Below are 14,113 nucleotides of genomic sequence, written 5' to 3'. Positions count from 1 at the left end.
CAAGCAAGAATCACCCTCTATCCTTCTTTCTCTTCTTATCTCCCCTACCGTAAGAAATTGAAAACTTAATAGGAATTCTATATCTCACCCTTACAGGTTTTCCTTGTTGCATACCGGGTATCCAATTTGGCATTAGTTTAATGACTCGCATCGCCTCTTCATCCAAAAGTTGAGATACCCCTTTGATAACCTCTACCTCACTGATTGAGCCATCTGTGTTAACAACAAACTGTACGTATACGGTTCCCTGCTCGCCGAGTTCTCTTGATTTTTCAGGGTACGTTACGTTATCTCTGATAAAATTAACCATAGCTGAATCACCACCGGGATACTGCGGCTCTACCTCAGCAAAATCAACAATTGGTTCGGCGGTCTTTACTTTGTTGGTGTCTTGTGCAAAATTCCATGAGGTAATGCCACATAGAAAAAGAAGTGTTGCAAATTTTTTCATAATGGTGTGTTTTGGATAAAACGTAAGATAAAGCTACAAAATTATTCACTCCTATCTGAGTTGATCAGGCCTTTGCAAGAGAATCAGACGATGAATTATTGATTCAAACTAAACTTGAGTGGGTAAGTCAATCTGCATGTTACCGGATATCCATTATGCGTGGCCGGTTCCCATTTGGGCATTATGCTAAACACCCGGATGGCTTCGGCTCCAATAAATTTACCGGCACTTTTCATCACAACAATATCCGATAAGGTACCATCTTTGTTCACAACAAATCTAACATATACCGTGCCTTCTGCTCCATAGTAAATTGCTGAGTCTGGATAAACTATATGGTCACTAACAAATTTCTCCAAAGCCAAATCACCTCCCGGAAAAGATGCTTCCACATCACCTAAATAAATTAATGAATCGTCTTCAAATATGGGAATAGGATCTTGCGCGACAGCCTGCGTTAATGAGTAAAAAGATAAACAAAGTACTATCAGGAATCTCATAATTTATTTTCAATTAACTCGGGTTAAGCAATAGAATTGGAAAGTGTATCTTCGGGTTGCAAAATTAGATTCTCCAAGTAGGCACAGGTCGCGACCTGTGCCTACAGAATGTTTTTTTTATTTTGCAACCCCAATGGTTGTACGGTCGAGTAGACCGAAGTAAAATTATATCACACACTTAATAGGAATTCTGTACCGTACCCTCACATATTTACCGGCATTTGAGCCTGGATTCCATGGCGGCATGATGGACACAACACGCTTAGCTTCTGCGTCTAATAATGGAGATACGCCTTTGACAATCTTAATCTCTGTTAATGTACCATCAGTATTGACTACAAATTGAACGAAAACTGTTCCTTGCTCACCGTTAATTCTGGATGAGTCCGGATAGACAAAATTTTGTTCAATAAATTTAAACATGGCTTCATTTCCACCTTTATAAGTTGGTTCTTGCTCAGCAAAATCTGCAATGGGTTCTTCCTCTGCTTGCGCAAAAGTGAAACTGCTTAACAAAATGAATAATGTATATAATAAGAAATGCTTCATAAAATTAAATTGCAACCTAAAAGTAGAAATTTTTTCTGTAATTCATCTTCTCACTCTCAAACTCACTCTCAAACTCACCCTCACTCCGGCCTCCGTATCCATTCCGCAATGCGCTCTCCGGGTGCCAGCACATCTTTATGAAAATAAAGAACTACATCTGTATTGTAATTAAAATCACGCGCGTGAATTTCTATGCGATGATCATTGTTTGAAAAATAATAACCGTCACTTTCTAAAACAAATTGCAATTTAAATTCTGATTCGCCGGGTGAAATATCGCTGAGTTGTATCAGAGGTTTTTCATCATTTCGGCTCCATTCAAAATCTCCCTTGAAAAAAAGAACATCTTCAAAAATTAATTCTAAGCTGTGATGTGTTGTGAAATCTGCACTGCCTAAAATCATCAAACGATTACCTGAATAAGCATGCACTTTAAAAAAATCAAGATACTGAATGGAAACACTTCGCTCATTCACCTGACCGATTAAGTGTTCTATTTCCTTTTTATTAATCTGGTTTGACACGTCAATGTCTACGCAATAAATTCAATTTTGTTGCTAATAACCAGTGTTTAAGGCAAACTTCATGATCAACATCACGGTATTTATCAGGTTTCAATCATAGAATCCAAGAATCACATCAATTATTTTTGCAGAAGAGTTCAATTATTCTGAACTTTACGTTTTAAAGCTAAAATTATGTACAGACTACTTTCGGTATTTTTCATTCTAGGAATTGTGGCCATGGCCTCATGTAAGAAAGCTGATCCACCGGTAGATGACGATAATAATAATGATACCATTCCGCCAAAAGCCCTAGTGTTTGATTCACTAATAACAGCTTCAGTTGTTCACATGAATGAAACGGTAGATATCAATGCCTATGCAGATGGTGATGAGTTAACCTATACTTGGACCATTGATATTGGAACCTTATTAGGTACCGGAAACGTTGTAACATTCACGGCTTGTTGTGAAGGTATGCATAATGTCACCTGCACGGTAAGTGATAAATATGGTGCAACACAAGCTAAGTCTATTACCATTAAAGTGATTGCGTGATTGGTTTGATACGTTATTCTGTTTTTGCCATTATTCTCCTAAGCGGTGTAGGCAGTAGTTCGTTTGCACAATGCTGCGCGCAAGGCACTCCGATGGGTGGCGCAGGCAACATGGGCGTTTTAGGCAGAAATGAATTTCAATTCGTGAGCTTTTATCGCTGGAGTGAATCTGTTAGCCAGAAAACACCAAACCCATACAATATCACAAGTGCAGATTTTAATTTTGTTGGAACAGCACTTTCATACGGAATTACCAACAGAATAACTGCCGAAGCAGAGTTGGGATATTTCATCAACAAATCACAACATTATACAGTTGGTACCACTGATTTTCTTGTGCGCGGTTTTGGTTTTTCCAATGGATATTTCACCCTCAAATACGGATTTAAATTAGGTGAAAGCGGAACATGGGATTTTGTTGCCGGCATGGGTTTCAAATTTCCTTTCACTACAGATTATCAAATTGTAGATGGCGTTCAAATTCCGTTAGACAATCAACCTTCAACCTGTGCATTTGGTGTGGCACCAAAGATTTTAATCTTCAAAAAATTCAAAGAACAAAGTCTGAATTTATTTTTACAGCACCGCACAGATATCAATTTTCCAAATCAATATGACTATACTTATGGTCATAGTTTTACCACATCACTTTTTGTCGCAAAAAATCTAAATTTTATCTCATGCAATTTATTGGGAGTTTTGCAGGTGCGCCATGATTACCGCATGATGGATAAACTTTCAACCGGTGCAGATGTCACTACCACCGGCTCTAATACTGTTTTTGTTGCACCGCAAATAGGTTATACTTTTTTCAAGAAAATTTTCATTTCTGCAACCTATGATTTTCCGGTGTATCAACACTTCAATACAGAGAAATTGAAATATAAACAGGCAGTCACCTTCAGTCTGGTTTTAAATCCTGCTTGCTTTAAAAAATCCGCACCTGAAGAATCAAAATAATTTTTTGAACGCTGCGTATCGCTGCTCAAATTTTTCTTTTCCGGGACAAGCAAGTTCAATTGCCCATGTATGATAATTTTGAATTCTGTTTTGCGGACTTGGATGCGTGCTCAACCATTCCGGTACACCTACACCATCTGAAGCTTCAATCTTTTCAAAGAATCCTGCTGCACCATCAGCCGGCCAATCAGTACCACATAAATATTCAACAGACATTCTATCTGCCTCAGTCTCATGATCACGTGAAAATTTCAATCCAATCAAAGCGGTAGTGATATCAGCAACTGCAGATGAATCACCAAGCGTAGCGTTTACCAAAATTTGAATACCGAATATTTTTGTCATTTGTCGGGTAGAGTGGCGCAAATCAGCATGTCCCATTTCATGCCCCATAACGCCGGCAAGTTCAGCTTCATTGTCAAGATATTTTATTATACCTGTGTAAACATAAATATATCCACCGGGTGTACAAAATGCATTCAACGTTTCATCATCCTTTACAATGCGAATTCTCCAAGCAAATTCATCTTTATGTGTCACCTTACCAGTAGCAAGAATTTTATTGCGGATATCATAAATATATTTGTAAGCACTCACGTTGGTTGCTGAGTCAAGAATGGGGTATTCCGCAGGTTTGCTTTCTATCTCCATAGCTACTTGTAAACCCAGTTGTTTATCTTGCTCAACAGTGAATAAATTGAACCCACTGCCGGGTTTACCATCTGTTCCTTGTCCAATGCCACATGAGGATAAAATACCTACAACCATGGCCAATGCTAACATGTATCCGGTTTTCATAATTCAATTAATAATAATTGTTTGTTGTAATTTTTAGAAGAACTACAAATATAATTCCCATTTCACACACGCGTACATGGTGCCAAAACCAACAATCATACCAAGCAATATTTCAGATAAGGTATGTGATTTTAAATAGAGACGTGCAGTTGAAATGATACCGGCCAGTACAATAGTCGCAAGAATCACCGGAATATTTGGAAAACTCACTTTTTCATAAAACGACATTTGGTTTTGGTTATATGCAAGCAGCAATCCTGCAAGACCAAAAGAAGCTACGGCATGTATACTAATTTTAAAGTACCTATTAATAAGCAATACCACAACACCGGTAATCACCAAGCCAAATAATAAAGATACCAAAGCCGGATGCCTCAATTCTTCAGGCCACTGATACCTGAAAAAAATATACGTAAGCAGATAATAAAACGTGACAATAAAAAACGGGTAACCTCTTTCTTCTCTTTTTTCAAGATGAAGACTTGATATCATTTTGTTCCAATACATGATGAGCACACTGACCAGCGGCGCAAGAAATAAGAGCACACCAAAAACCCAAAAAAGTTTTGATTTTATTTCACCGGGATAAAAATAGAGTGAGTCAAAAATGTAAAGCGTCCGTGGAAAAGTGGGCAGAAAAAAAATACAAATCAAACCCAGTACAGGCATCAGCAGCGGATGAAAAATATACGACAATACCTGTGCAAGCAATTTCATTAAAACTAGTTTACAGGTAAAATGTACTATTTTTCATAAGTAACAACGATTCTGTGATGATGTTAATCAGAGTTCTTTTCTCAGGCGTGCCACCGGAATATTCAATTGTTCTCGATATTTTGCCACGGTGCGTCGGGCAATATTGTATCCCTTTTCTTTGAGTATTTCAGTTAACTTTTGATCAGTAAGCGGACGTTTTTTTGTTTCTGCCCCAATAGCCTCTGAGAGAATTTTTTTTACTTCACGGGTTGAAACTTCTTCGCCGCTTGAAGTAGATAAAGCCTCAGAAAAGAAAAATTTCAACGAAAGAATACCATACGGCGTTTGAATGTATTTACTATTTGCAACCCTTGATATGGTTGAAATATCCATACCAACTATGTCTGCAATATCTTTCAAAATCATGGGTTTCATTTGCGTCTCATCACCTGACAAAAAATAATCTCTTTGATAATCAATGATAGTTTGCATGGTGAGCAATAAGGTTTGTTGCCTTTGTTGAATTGCATCAATAAACCATTTCGCCGAATCTAATTTTTGTCTGACAAATTGCACAGCTTCTTTATCTGCCTTGCTTGATTTTGCGCCTTCAGCATAAGACCGCAACATCTCTTCATACGTTTTACTCACCCGTAACTGTGGTGCGTTGCGTGCATTGAGCGTGAGTTGCAGTTCTCCCTCTTCTTCAGTAAGAATGAAGTCAGGAATAATTTGCTGAATATTTTTAGCGTCGGTTACCTCTTTGACAGATCCACCCGGTTTTGGATTCAATTTCACAATTTCATCAATGGCATCTTTCAAGTCTTCATCTTCAATTTCAAACTTTGCCATGATTTTGTCATAGTGCTTTTTGGTAAATTCTTCAAAACACTTTTCCAGAATTTTTTTAGCCGTATGTATCGCAATATTACCGTGGTGTTTGCGCTCTAACTGCAATAGCAGACACTCACGCAAATCACGTGCGCCAACGCCAGCCGGTTCAAAATCCTGAATTAAAAAAAGTACATCTTCAATTTCTTCTTCAGCACACTGCACATTTTGAGTAAAAGCAAGATCATCCACCATAGCAGCAATATCTCTGCGCAGATATCCGTCTTCATCAATATTTCCAATGATAATTTCGGCAATGGTGCGCTCTTTTTGTGTTAGTTTGCGCAATCCAAGCTGAGATAATAATACTTCTTGAAAAGACACACCACCACTCAATGGCATGCTTCTGTCTTCATCATCTTTACCCTTATTGTTAACTGAAGTTTTGTATTGCGGAAGATCATCATCCAGATAATCATTGATGTCAAATTCACGCTCTGCTTCTGTTACTTCCCCATCTCGCTCTTCATAATCATCCGCCTCATAGCTTTCATCATCATCAGCGCCTTCTTCAAGAGCAGGATTTTCTTCAATCTCCTCTTTGATACGCTGATCCAGCTCCATGGTAGGTACCTGAAGCAACTTCATGAGCTGTATCTGTTGTGGAGACAGCTTTTGAAGCATCTTTTGACTCAGTGTTTGCTTTAACATAATTTTTCAGCGTATGCTTCAAAGTTACAAAATTCCCTTTATTAATACATCACTATCCCTTTTGTTCTTCACTGCAATTTTATTCTAGATAGAAAAAAGACAATTCATTTTTCTAATTCTATTGTTATTTGGATCAGATAGGATGATTTAAAATTCAAAAATCCGATTACATTTGCAGCGTGGAGAAGAGGATATTTGAGATAGGGCTGAGTTTACTCAACGGCGTTGGACCGGTCAAAGCCAAAGCGCTTGTAGCACATGCAGGAAGTGCCGAAGCAGTTTTTAAAGAATCAATCAGGGCATTAAGTAAAATTGAAGGAATAGGCACGATTACCTTACGTGGCCTTAATCGTGATGAATGCCTGCTGCGTGCTGAAAAAGAACTTTCATTTATTGAAAAATTTCAGATTGGATATTACTATTATCAAGATGAAAACTATCCTGCCAAATTAAAATTTTGTGATGACAGTCCCATCGTTTTATTTAGTAAAGGAAATGTCAATTTTAATCATCGCAATATTGCCGTAGTTGGCACACGCAAAGCAACTAATTACGGTAAGACAATTGTAAAAGATTTGGTTGCGCAACTTAAAGAATACGATGTTCAAATTGTAAGCGGACTTGCTTACGGTATAGATATCGAAGCGCACCGTGCATGTCTTCATCATGAAATGCCAACCCTTGCCGTGCTTGGGCATGGACTTGATTTGATCTATCCGGCTGCACATAAAAATACCGCTAAACAAATGTTGCAAAACGGTGGATTGATTACTGAATTCGTGAGCAACTCTCCGGGTGATACATCCAATTTTCCAAAACGCAACAGAGTAGTTGCAGGCTTGTGTGCAGCTACCATTGTTGTAGAAAGTGCGCTCTCAGGCGGTTCATTAATTACTGCTCATCTCGCTAATGATTATAACCGTGATGTGTTTGCTTTTCCCGGCAATGTTGATCAAGAATATTCTAAAGGATGCAATTATTTAATTCAGCAAGATAAAGCACATCTCATTACCTCAGCTGCAGATTTGGTGCGCATAATGGGGTGGGAAGAAAAAGAAATTTCTGCCCCGGTACAGCCACAGCTTTTTCCAGAATTATCAGATGAAGAAGATAAAATTGTTGGATATCTGCGTGAAAAATCTGAAACAGACATTGACAATTTATCGTTTGGCGTTCAAATGACTCATGGCAGTTTATCTATGCATCTTTTTAATCTTGAATTAAAAGGATTGGTACGTTGCGCACCGGGGAAAAGGTATAGTTTGTTGTAGAGGGAGCCTTGTTTTCATGTAAAGAAAACCGGCCATAGTTTACGTAATTCACGAAAGAAAAAAAAGGAGCCCTAAAGCTCCTCAAATAAATTCTATACTTTGAAATCAAATGACGCTTAGAATAATTAAGATGGCATAGATAACGGCAACCAAACCGCAAACCCAACCAATTGGTCCAAGCAACCACCAACCAACACCCCAACCCACTAGGGCAAGAATTAAATCAATCCAAAAACGACCCGTTGCTCCTTCAAATAAAAACACCGCCAATGGGGGAATAAACAAGGCTAGGATAACAAGAAGAATTATCATGGTATCAGCAGCAGCACTTGCATTGTCTTCTACCGTTTTTTTCATTGACTTTGGTGAAAACTTGCGCATTGGTTTGAAAACCGTGCGATCATTTTTCTCTGTCACACTAAGTGGTGTTGAACTATGTTGTGAAGGGGTAGTTTGAATTTCATTTTCAGATTCACGCTCTTCAATCACCGGAACCAGCACAAAAGTTTCTTCTGTTTCGGATGTTAAATCCAACGTAACTTTTACGCTCTCTTCAGTAAATTCAATTTTTGATTTTTCATTTTGAGATTCTGCAATAGTGACATCGTCAACTTTTGCATCCGCATTATTCTTTTTATAATTTTTACCCCATGAGATATAATACCCATCGTTGTATTTTCTTTTTTGAATTCCGTTGCCGCTTACAACATCATTACCGGTTGAGCAAGCCGATAACAAAATGGCAGCAACAAGCCCGGACATAAATATTTTTAATTTCATAGTGGTTTGTTTTATGGAACGAAAATACAAAATTCTTTCAGATGATGTTTAAAGAATTTCTGTCAACTAAATGATAAACCCAAATTAAGCAAATGAATGAATATTGAACAAGACGGGTTGCAATTAATAATCCTTCTGTAGGCGCAGGTCGCGACCTGCGCCTACGGGATGAATTTGATTTGCAACCCTCCATAGACGTTAAAATTCTATTGTTTAATTGGGGATAAATTCAATTCCCTTCTTTGAAACCTGTCAGGTAAAGAATTATTTGAGTTTATAATCCTAACAGCACCTGCACCGGATCTTTACCGCCAAACAACATGCGTTCAGGGTTCTCCAGCATCTCTTTCACTTTCACCAGAAAACTCACTGATTCTTTACCATCAATAATGCGATGATCATAAGAAAGCGCCACGTACATGATAGGGCGAATTTCAACTTTTCCATTCACGGCAACCGGACGTTCAACCACATTGTGCATACCTAAAATGGCAGATTGCGGCGGATTAATAATTGGAGTAGAAAGCATAGATCCAAAAACTCCTCCATTAGTGATAGTAAATGTTCCACCAGTCATTTCGTCGGGAGTAATTTTTCCATCACGTGCACGTACAGCAAGACGTTTGATTTCAGCTTCAATTTCAGCCAGACTCATGCGCTCAGCATTGCGTACAATTGGCACCATTAAACCTTTGGGAGATGATACGGCAATTCCAATATCAGCATAATCATGGAAAATAATTTCTTTATCATCAAGTTGAGCATTCACCGCCGGAAACAAATTCAATGCTTCAGTAACCGCTTTAGTAAAGAACGACATGAATCCAAGATTCACTTGGTGCAAATCTGCAAATGCTTTTTTATATTTTTCACGAATATCCATGATGGGTTTCATGTCTACTTCATTAAATGTAGTGAGCATAGCAGTCTCATTTTTTACCGAGACCAAACGCTCAGCAACCTTACGTCTGAGCATAGACATTTTTTCACGATTTTGATTTCGTGAACCGCCCCAACCTTGCGTACTTTCAGTTGAGAAACCGGCAGCCATTAAATTTACCACATCAGATTTTGTAATGCGTCCGCCTTTACCGGTACCATTTACTTGTTGTGAACTGATTCCGTTTTCATCCATTAATTTTTTTGCAGATACAGATGGATGACCTGTTGCATACGATTTTCCGGTTTCCGTTTTTTTGGTTTCAGCCGGCATTGGATTTGGTTTGGCCGCTTCAGCTTTTACCGTTGATTTTTCTGCAACCGGTTCAGCCGCTTTTTTCTCAACAACCGGTGTTGCAGTTGCCGGACGAGCTGCAGAAGTATCAATATGACAAACAACTGCCCCCACTTTTACAGCATCACCTTCCGCAGCTTTTAGTGTGATAATTCCAGCTGCTTCAGCCGGTAATTCTAATGTGGCTTTATCTGAATCAACTTCAGCAATGGGTTGATCTTTTTCTACAAAATCACCATCTTTTACCAACCAGGTAGCAATTTCTACTTCAGATATCGACTCTCCCGGTGAGGGAACTTTCATTTCAAGTACTGACATGTGCAATTCGTTTTAGTATGTTGAATTCAATTATTTTTTAGTTGTTTTTTCTTGAAGTGCAATTTTATCAAACAGGCGATTAAACAAATCAGCCAACCGTTTTTTATGCAAAGCTCCCGAACCAGCCGCTGGCGCAGCAGATGGACGTCCTGCAGCAAAATCAAGATTATACTTTCTCAGTGCAAGCGCCATGTATGACCACGCGCCCATATTCTCAGGTTCTTCTTGTGCCCAAATAAATTGTTTCACATTTTTATATCCTGACAATACCTTTTCCAATTGTTTTTCAGGCAACGGATACATTTGTTCAAGACGTATGAAAGTCGCATTGATGACACCTCTCTTCTCTGCTTCATCTTTCATTTCATAATAAAATTTACCCGAGCAAAGTACAATGGTGTCAACTTTAGATTTTGTTACATCATCATCTAACACTTCTTGAAATGAACCTTTGGCCAAATCATCTAATTTTGAGACTGCTTTTGGATGACGCAATAAAGCTTTTGGAGAAAATACAACCAGGGGTTTTCTAAACTCACGATGAATTTGTCTTCTCAATAAATGAAAATGATTTCCCGGTGTTGATGTATTGCAAATTTGCATATTATAATCAGCGCACATCTGTAAAAAGCGCTCTATTCTGGCGCTTGAGTGCTCAGCACCCTGTCCTTCATAACCGTGTGGTAACAACATGACTAAACCACTTTGCACCCACCACTTATCTTCACCCGCTGCAATAAACTGGTCAATCATGATTTGCGCACCATTGAAAAAATCACCGAACTGCGCTTCCCAAATAGTTAGGCCCTGCGGATTTGCCAGCGAGTATCCATATTCATATCCCAGCACACCATATTCTGACAACAAGGAATTATAAATAGACATTGGTGCCTGATTTTTTTCAAGCAAATTGAGTGTGATAATTTCCTTTTCATCATCTTCAGTTTTAACCACGGCATGACGGTGAGAAAATGTTCCTCTCTCAACATCCTGACCTGTGATACGTACCGGGTGGCCTTCAACAAGCAATGATGCATAGGCCATCATCTCCGCCATTCCCCAATCTAATGCATCGTCTTTCAACATTTGCAATCGGTCTTCCAATAATTTTTCAATCTTGCGGAAATATTTATTTTCTTTAGGAAGCGTTGCCAGTTTTGTTCCAATATCTGTCAATTTATTTTTAGCCACAGCAGTTACCGGTGACTGATCAAAATCCTCTGCTTTTCCATGTCTGAATCCTTCCCATGTTTTTTCAAGAAAATTCAGCACAACGGTTTTATCCATTTTGCGAGATTCATCATACGCCTTATCTAATGTTGTCAGATAATCATTTTCATATTTCTGACCATCATCTTTTGAAAGAACACCTTCAGCAATTAATTGGTTAAGATAAATTTCACGCGGCGTTGGATGGGCTGCAATTGCTTTATATAATTTAGGTTGTGTAAATTTTGGTTCGTCTCCTTCATTGTGGCCATATTTGCGATAACCCAAGAGATCAATAAAAATATCACGATGAAAATGTTGTCTGTAGTCAACTGCAATTTTCATTACCTGAACCACTGCTTCAATATCATCACCATTCACGTGGAATACAGGGCACAAGGTTGTTTTTGCAACATCAGTACAATAGGTTGACGAGCGAGCATCTAAATAATTTGTCGTAAAACCAACTTGATTATTTACAACAATATGAATGGTTCCGCCAACACGATAAGCATCTAACTGCGCCATCTGAATTACTTCATAAACAATTCCCTGTCCGGCAACGGCGGCATCACCATGAATGAGCACAGGTATAATACTGTTTTCATCTTTCAGATAATGATCTAATTTTGCGCGTGCAATACCACCAACAACAGGATTCACCGCTTCAAGGTGAGATGGGTTTGGTGATAAGGTGATATGAATGCTTTTTCCGTCATCGGTTTTGATATCATTTGAATAACCAAGGTGGTATTTAACGTCCCCATCAAACGACTCATCAGTATCAAAAGTCTTTCCGTCAAATTCTGTAAAAACTGACTTGTGATCTTTTTCAAAAATATTTACCAGCGTGCTCAAGCGACCGCGGTGCGCCATGCCAACCACAATTTCTTTCACACCCAATTTTGCACCATGTTGTACAATGATGTCCAAAGCAGGAATTAACGACTCACCACCTTCAAGTGAAAATCTTTTTTGACCAACATATTTTTTATGGAGAAATTGTTCAAACACGGTTGCATTATTCAATTTCTGGAAAATTCTTTTCTTATCAATCGCATTGAACTTGGGACGATTTTTTAATTCAATGCGCTCTCTGAGCCATTGTATTCTCTCAGGTTCACGCATGTAAGCAAACTCAATACCAATAGACTGGCAATAGGTTTGTTTAAGATGTTCAATGATTTCAACCAAGGTTGCCGGTCCAATTCCAACTTCATTACCGGCCTGAAAAACTGTATTCAAATCAGCCTGTTCAAGACCAAAATTTTCAATTGATAAATCAGGTGAATAATTGCGTCGTTCACGCACCGGATTTGTTTTGGTGAATAAGTGACCACGGGTACGATACCCGTTTATCAGATTGATTACCTTAAATTCTTTTTGAAAATTTTCAGGAATACCGCCTGAGGTGAAATCAGTTTTTACGAAATCAACGCCTTCAAAAAATCTGGCCCATTGAATGTCAACCGACTCAGGATTCTGGCGATACTTGTTATACAAATCGTCAATAGCATTGATATCGCTATTGCCTAAATACGTGAATTTGTCCATGATGAAAAATGATAGTTGCCCGAACAAAGTTAGAAATTATCCGTGACTTGCGTAAATAACGTTAAAACCTTTGATATTGTTCATTTAGAGTAAACGCAGATCCTATTTCTGAGAAAATTTAATACGCAAGTAAACTTTTTGCGCGCATCGTTGAATTACTTGTTCTGCCAAATGATGATAGGGTTGTGCTTCTGACATACATTGTTTGAAGATGGTTTCGTTCACATCTACCCGGTAAATAAATTGCGCTAATTGGTCACCGGCATGGCGAGCAAGCTTATCCAACACCGGCGCAAGGATTATAACCAGTTGGCGCAGCTTATCATGAAGTGCATAGAATTCAATACTTGGTTCAATGATATCAAATTCACCTAAATCTTTATTAATTTGAGCAATAGTATCACGCACAAATTGTTCACCCTGAAAATAGGTTGTCAGATTTTGTCTGCTTAAAACGAGTTTTTGGTTCATGCCCTTGCTATACGAGTTTTACGTGGTCACTGCATTTTCTTCAAACCAAATCTACACATCATTTTTTCAATGAGGAAAATATCTACACTATGGATTATTTGACCCTTCCTTCAAATCACTATTTTGAAGGGTATAATCAATTTTGATTTACAGTATACATACGTTTCAACATAATTAGGATTTTCGTGTGGATCAGTAACATAGGTTGGAATACAAACTGCAGGCAACCATTGAGGTGACAACATGATAACCCGTTTCAATTCACAATCCAATAAAGGGTGTAAAGATTTTTTTATTTGGCACGAACTCACTATTCCATTTTCGTTAATTACAAATTCAGCATAGATTGTGCCTGCAATTCCAATGCTATCAATTAAACTTTGATTAAAATTCTCATCGAGAAATGAGATGAAAGCGGATTCTCCACCAGGAAAATATGCGTCTCTTGGTGAACGTAAATTTGTGTCTGCAGAGCATATTCTGTTGAGGTCAAAACCTGATGCATCAGAACAATATCTTCCAGCAATTGATTTATTAGCCAAAAGTAAAAGCAAAGCAAAGAATATGTACTGGAGTTTATTCACATTTTCCACAAAAATTATTTAGCGCGAGAATAAAATGAAAAGGTACAACTTATGTGAAAGCGCCCGTGTTATTTGTTTGTTAAAAGAAGTCGAAGACGCAAATGCAAAAAATGTGTTTTGATGTGATTGCTGTTTT

Annotated in this window: 15 protein-coding genes; 3 read left to right on the top strand and 12 right to left on the bottom strand. The window is 38.2% G+C overall.

Features of this window, described 5'->3' with window-relative positions:
* Positions 1–10: 10 nt before the first annotated feature.
* The 4 genes from IPH66_12325 to IPH66_12310 form a co-directional block, all read right to left on the bottom strand.
* A complete protein-coding gene (locus IPH66_12325; protein MBK7130134.1) occupies positions 11–451 on the bottom strand; it encodes an energy transducer TonB in 441 nt (146 codons plus the stop codon).
* A 95-nt stretch (positions 452–546) separates the two neighbouring features.
* Positions 547–951, bottom strand: coding sequence for an energy transducer TonB (locus IPH66_12320; GenBank protein MBK7130133.1), 405 nt, complete (start codon positions 949–951; stop codon positions 547–549).
* 165 nt (positions 952–1,116) lie between these two features.
* Positions 1,117–1,500, bottom strand: a complete 384-nt coding sequence (locus IPH66_12315; GenBank protein MBK7130132.1) for an energy transducer TonB — start codon at positions 1,498–1,500, stop codon at positions 1,117–1,119.
* Positions 1,501–1,580: 80 nt separating this feature from the next.
* Positions 1,581–2,024: a hypothetical protein gene (locus IPH66_12310; protein MBK7130131.1), complete on the bottom strand. Its 444-nt coding sequence runs from the start codon at positions 2,022–2,024 to the stop codon at positions 1,581–1,583.
* 174 nt (positions 2,025–2,198) lie between these two features.
* Here IPH66_12310 and IPH66_12305 point away from each other — a divergent pair, with 174 nt between their 5' ends.
* Positions 2,199–2,561 (top strand): PKD domain-containing protein, encoded by a 363-nt coding sequence (locus tag IPH66_12305; GenBank protein ID MBK7130130.1) that lies wholly within the window; start codon positions 2,199–2,201, stop codon positions 2,559–2,561.
* A complete protein-coding gene (locus IPH66_12300) occupies positions 2,558–3,520 on the top strand; it encodes a hypothetical protein (GenBank protein ID MBK7130129.1) in 963 nt (320 codons plus the stop codon). Before IPH66_12305 ends, IPH66_12300 begins: the two co-directional genes overlap by 4 nt.
* On the opposite strand, the gene IPH66_12295 is transcribed toward IPH66_12300, so the two are convergent.
* From IPH66_12295 to rpoN, 3 genes are all read right to left on the bottom strand, one after another.
* On the bottom strand, positions 3,512–4,303 hold the full coding sequence (locus IPH66_12295; protein ID MBK7130128.1) for a M48 family metalloprotease: 792 nt from the start codon (positions 4,301–4,303) through the stop codon (positions 3,512–3,514). The genes IPH66_12300 and IPH66_12295 overlap by 9 nt on opposite strands.
* Positions 4,304–4,360: 57 nt before the next feature.
* On the bottom strand, positions 4,361–5,035 hold the full coding sequence (locus IPH66_12290) for a phosphatase PAP2 family protein (protein MBK7130127.1): 675 nt from the start codon (positions 5,033–5,035) through the stop codon (positions 4,361–4,363).
* A 66-nt stretch (positions 5,036–5,101) separates the two neighbouring features.
* On the bottom strand, positions 5,102–6,556 hold the full coding sequence (gene rpoN, locus IPH66_12285) for an RNA polymerase factor sigma-54 (GenBank protein ID MBK7130126.1): 1,455 nt from the start codon (positions 6,554–6,556) through the stop codon (positions 5,102–5,104).
* Positions 6,557–6,735: 179 nt separating this feature from the next.
* Here rpoN and dprA point away from each other — a divergent pair, with 179 nt between their 5' ends.
* Positions 6,736–7,827 carry a DNA-protecting protein DprA gene (dprA, locus tag IPH66_12280; GenBank protein ID MBK7130125.1) on the top strand — a complete coding sequence of 364 codons (1,092 nt, stop codon included), beginning with the start codon at positions 6,736–6,738 and terminating at the stop codon, positions 7,825–7,827.
* A gap of 105 nt (positions 7,828–7,932) precedes the next feature.
* Here dprA and IPH66_12275 read toward each other — a convergent pair whose 3' ends face one another.
* From IPH66_12275 to IPH66_12255, 5 genes are all read right to left on the bottom strand, one after another.
* Positions 7,933–8,607, bottom strand: coding sequence for a YqaE/Pmp3 family membrane protein (locus IPH66_12275; GenBank protein ID MBK7130124.1), 675 nt, complete (start codon positions 8,605–8,607; stop codon positions 7,933–7,935).
* Between the two features lie 274 nt (positions 8,608–8,881).
* Positions 8,882–10,159, bottom strand: a complete 1,278-nt coding sequence (gene odhB, locus IPH66_12270) for a 2-oxoglutarate dehydrogenase complex dihydrolipoyllysine-residue succinyltransferase (protein MBK7130123.1) — start codon at positions 10,157–10,159, stop codon at positions 8,882–8,884.
* A 30-nt stretch (positions 10,160–10,189) separates the two neighbouring features.
* Positions 10,190–12,922, bottom strand: coding sequence for a 2-oxoglutarate dehydrogenase E1 component (locus IPH66_12265; protein ID MBK7130122.1), 2,733 nt, complete (start codon positions 12,920–12,922; stop codon positions 10,190–10,192).
* 102 nt (positions 12,923–13,024) lie between these two features.
* Positions 13,025–13,393: a hypothetical protein gene (locus IPH66_12260; protein MBK7130121.1), complete on the bottom strand. Its 369-nt coding sequence runs from the start codon at positions 13,391–13,393 to the stop codon at positions 13,025–13,027.
* Between the two features lie 110 nt (positions 13,394–13,503).
* Complete coding sequence (locus IPH66_12255; GenBank protein MBK7130120.1) at positions 13,504–13,986, bottom strand: hypothetical protein; 483 nt, start codon at positions 13,984–13,986, stop codon at positions 13,504–13,506.
* Positions 13,987–14,113 lie beyond the last annotated feature (127 nt).

The organism is Crocinitomicaceae bacterium (assembly GCA_016708105.1).
Taxonomy (GTDB): Bacteria; Bacteroidota; Bacteroidia; order Flavobacteriales_D; family Crocinitomicaceae; genus JADJGJ01.
Note: the sequence above shows the minus strand (reverse complement) of the source record. Positions and strands in the feature narration are given on the sequence as shown.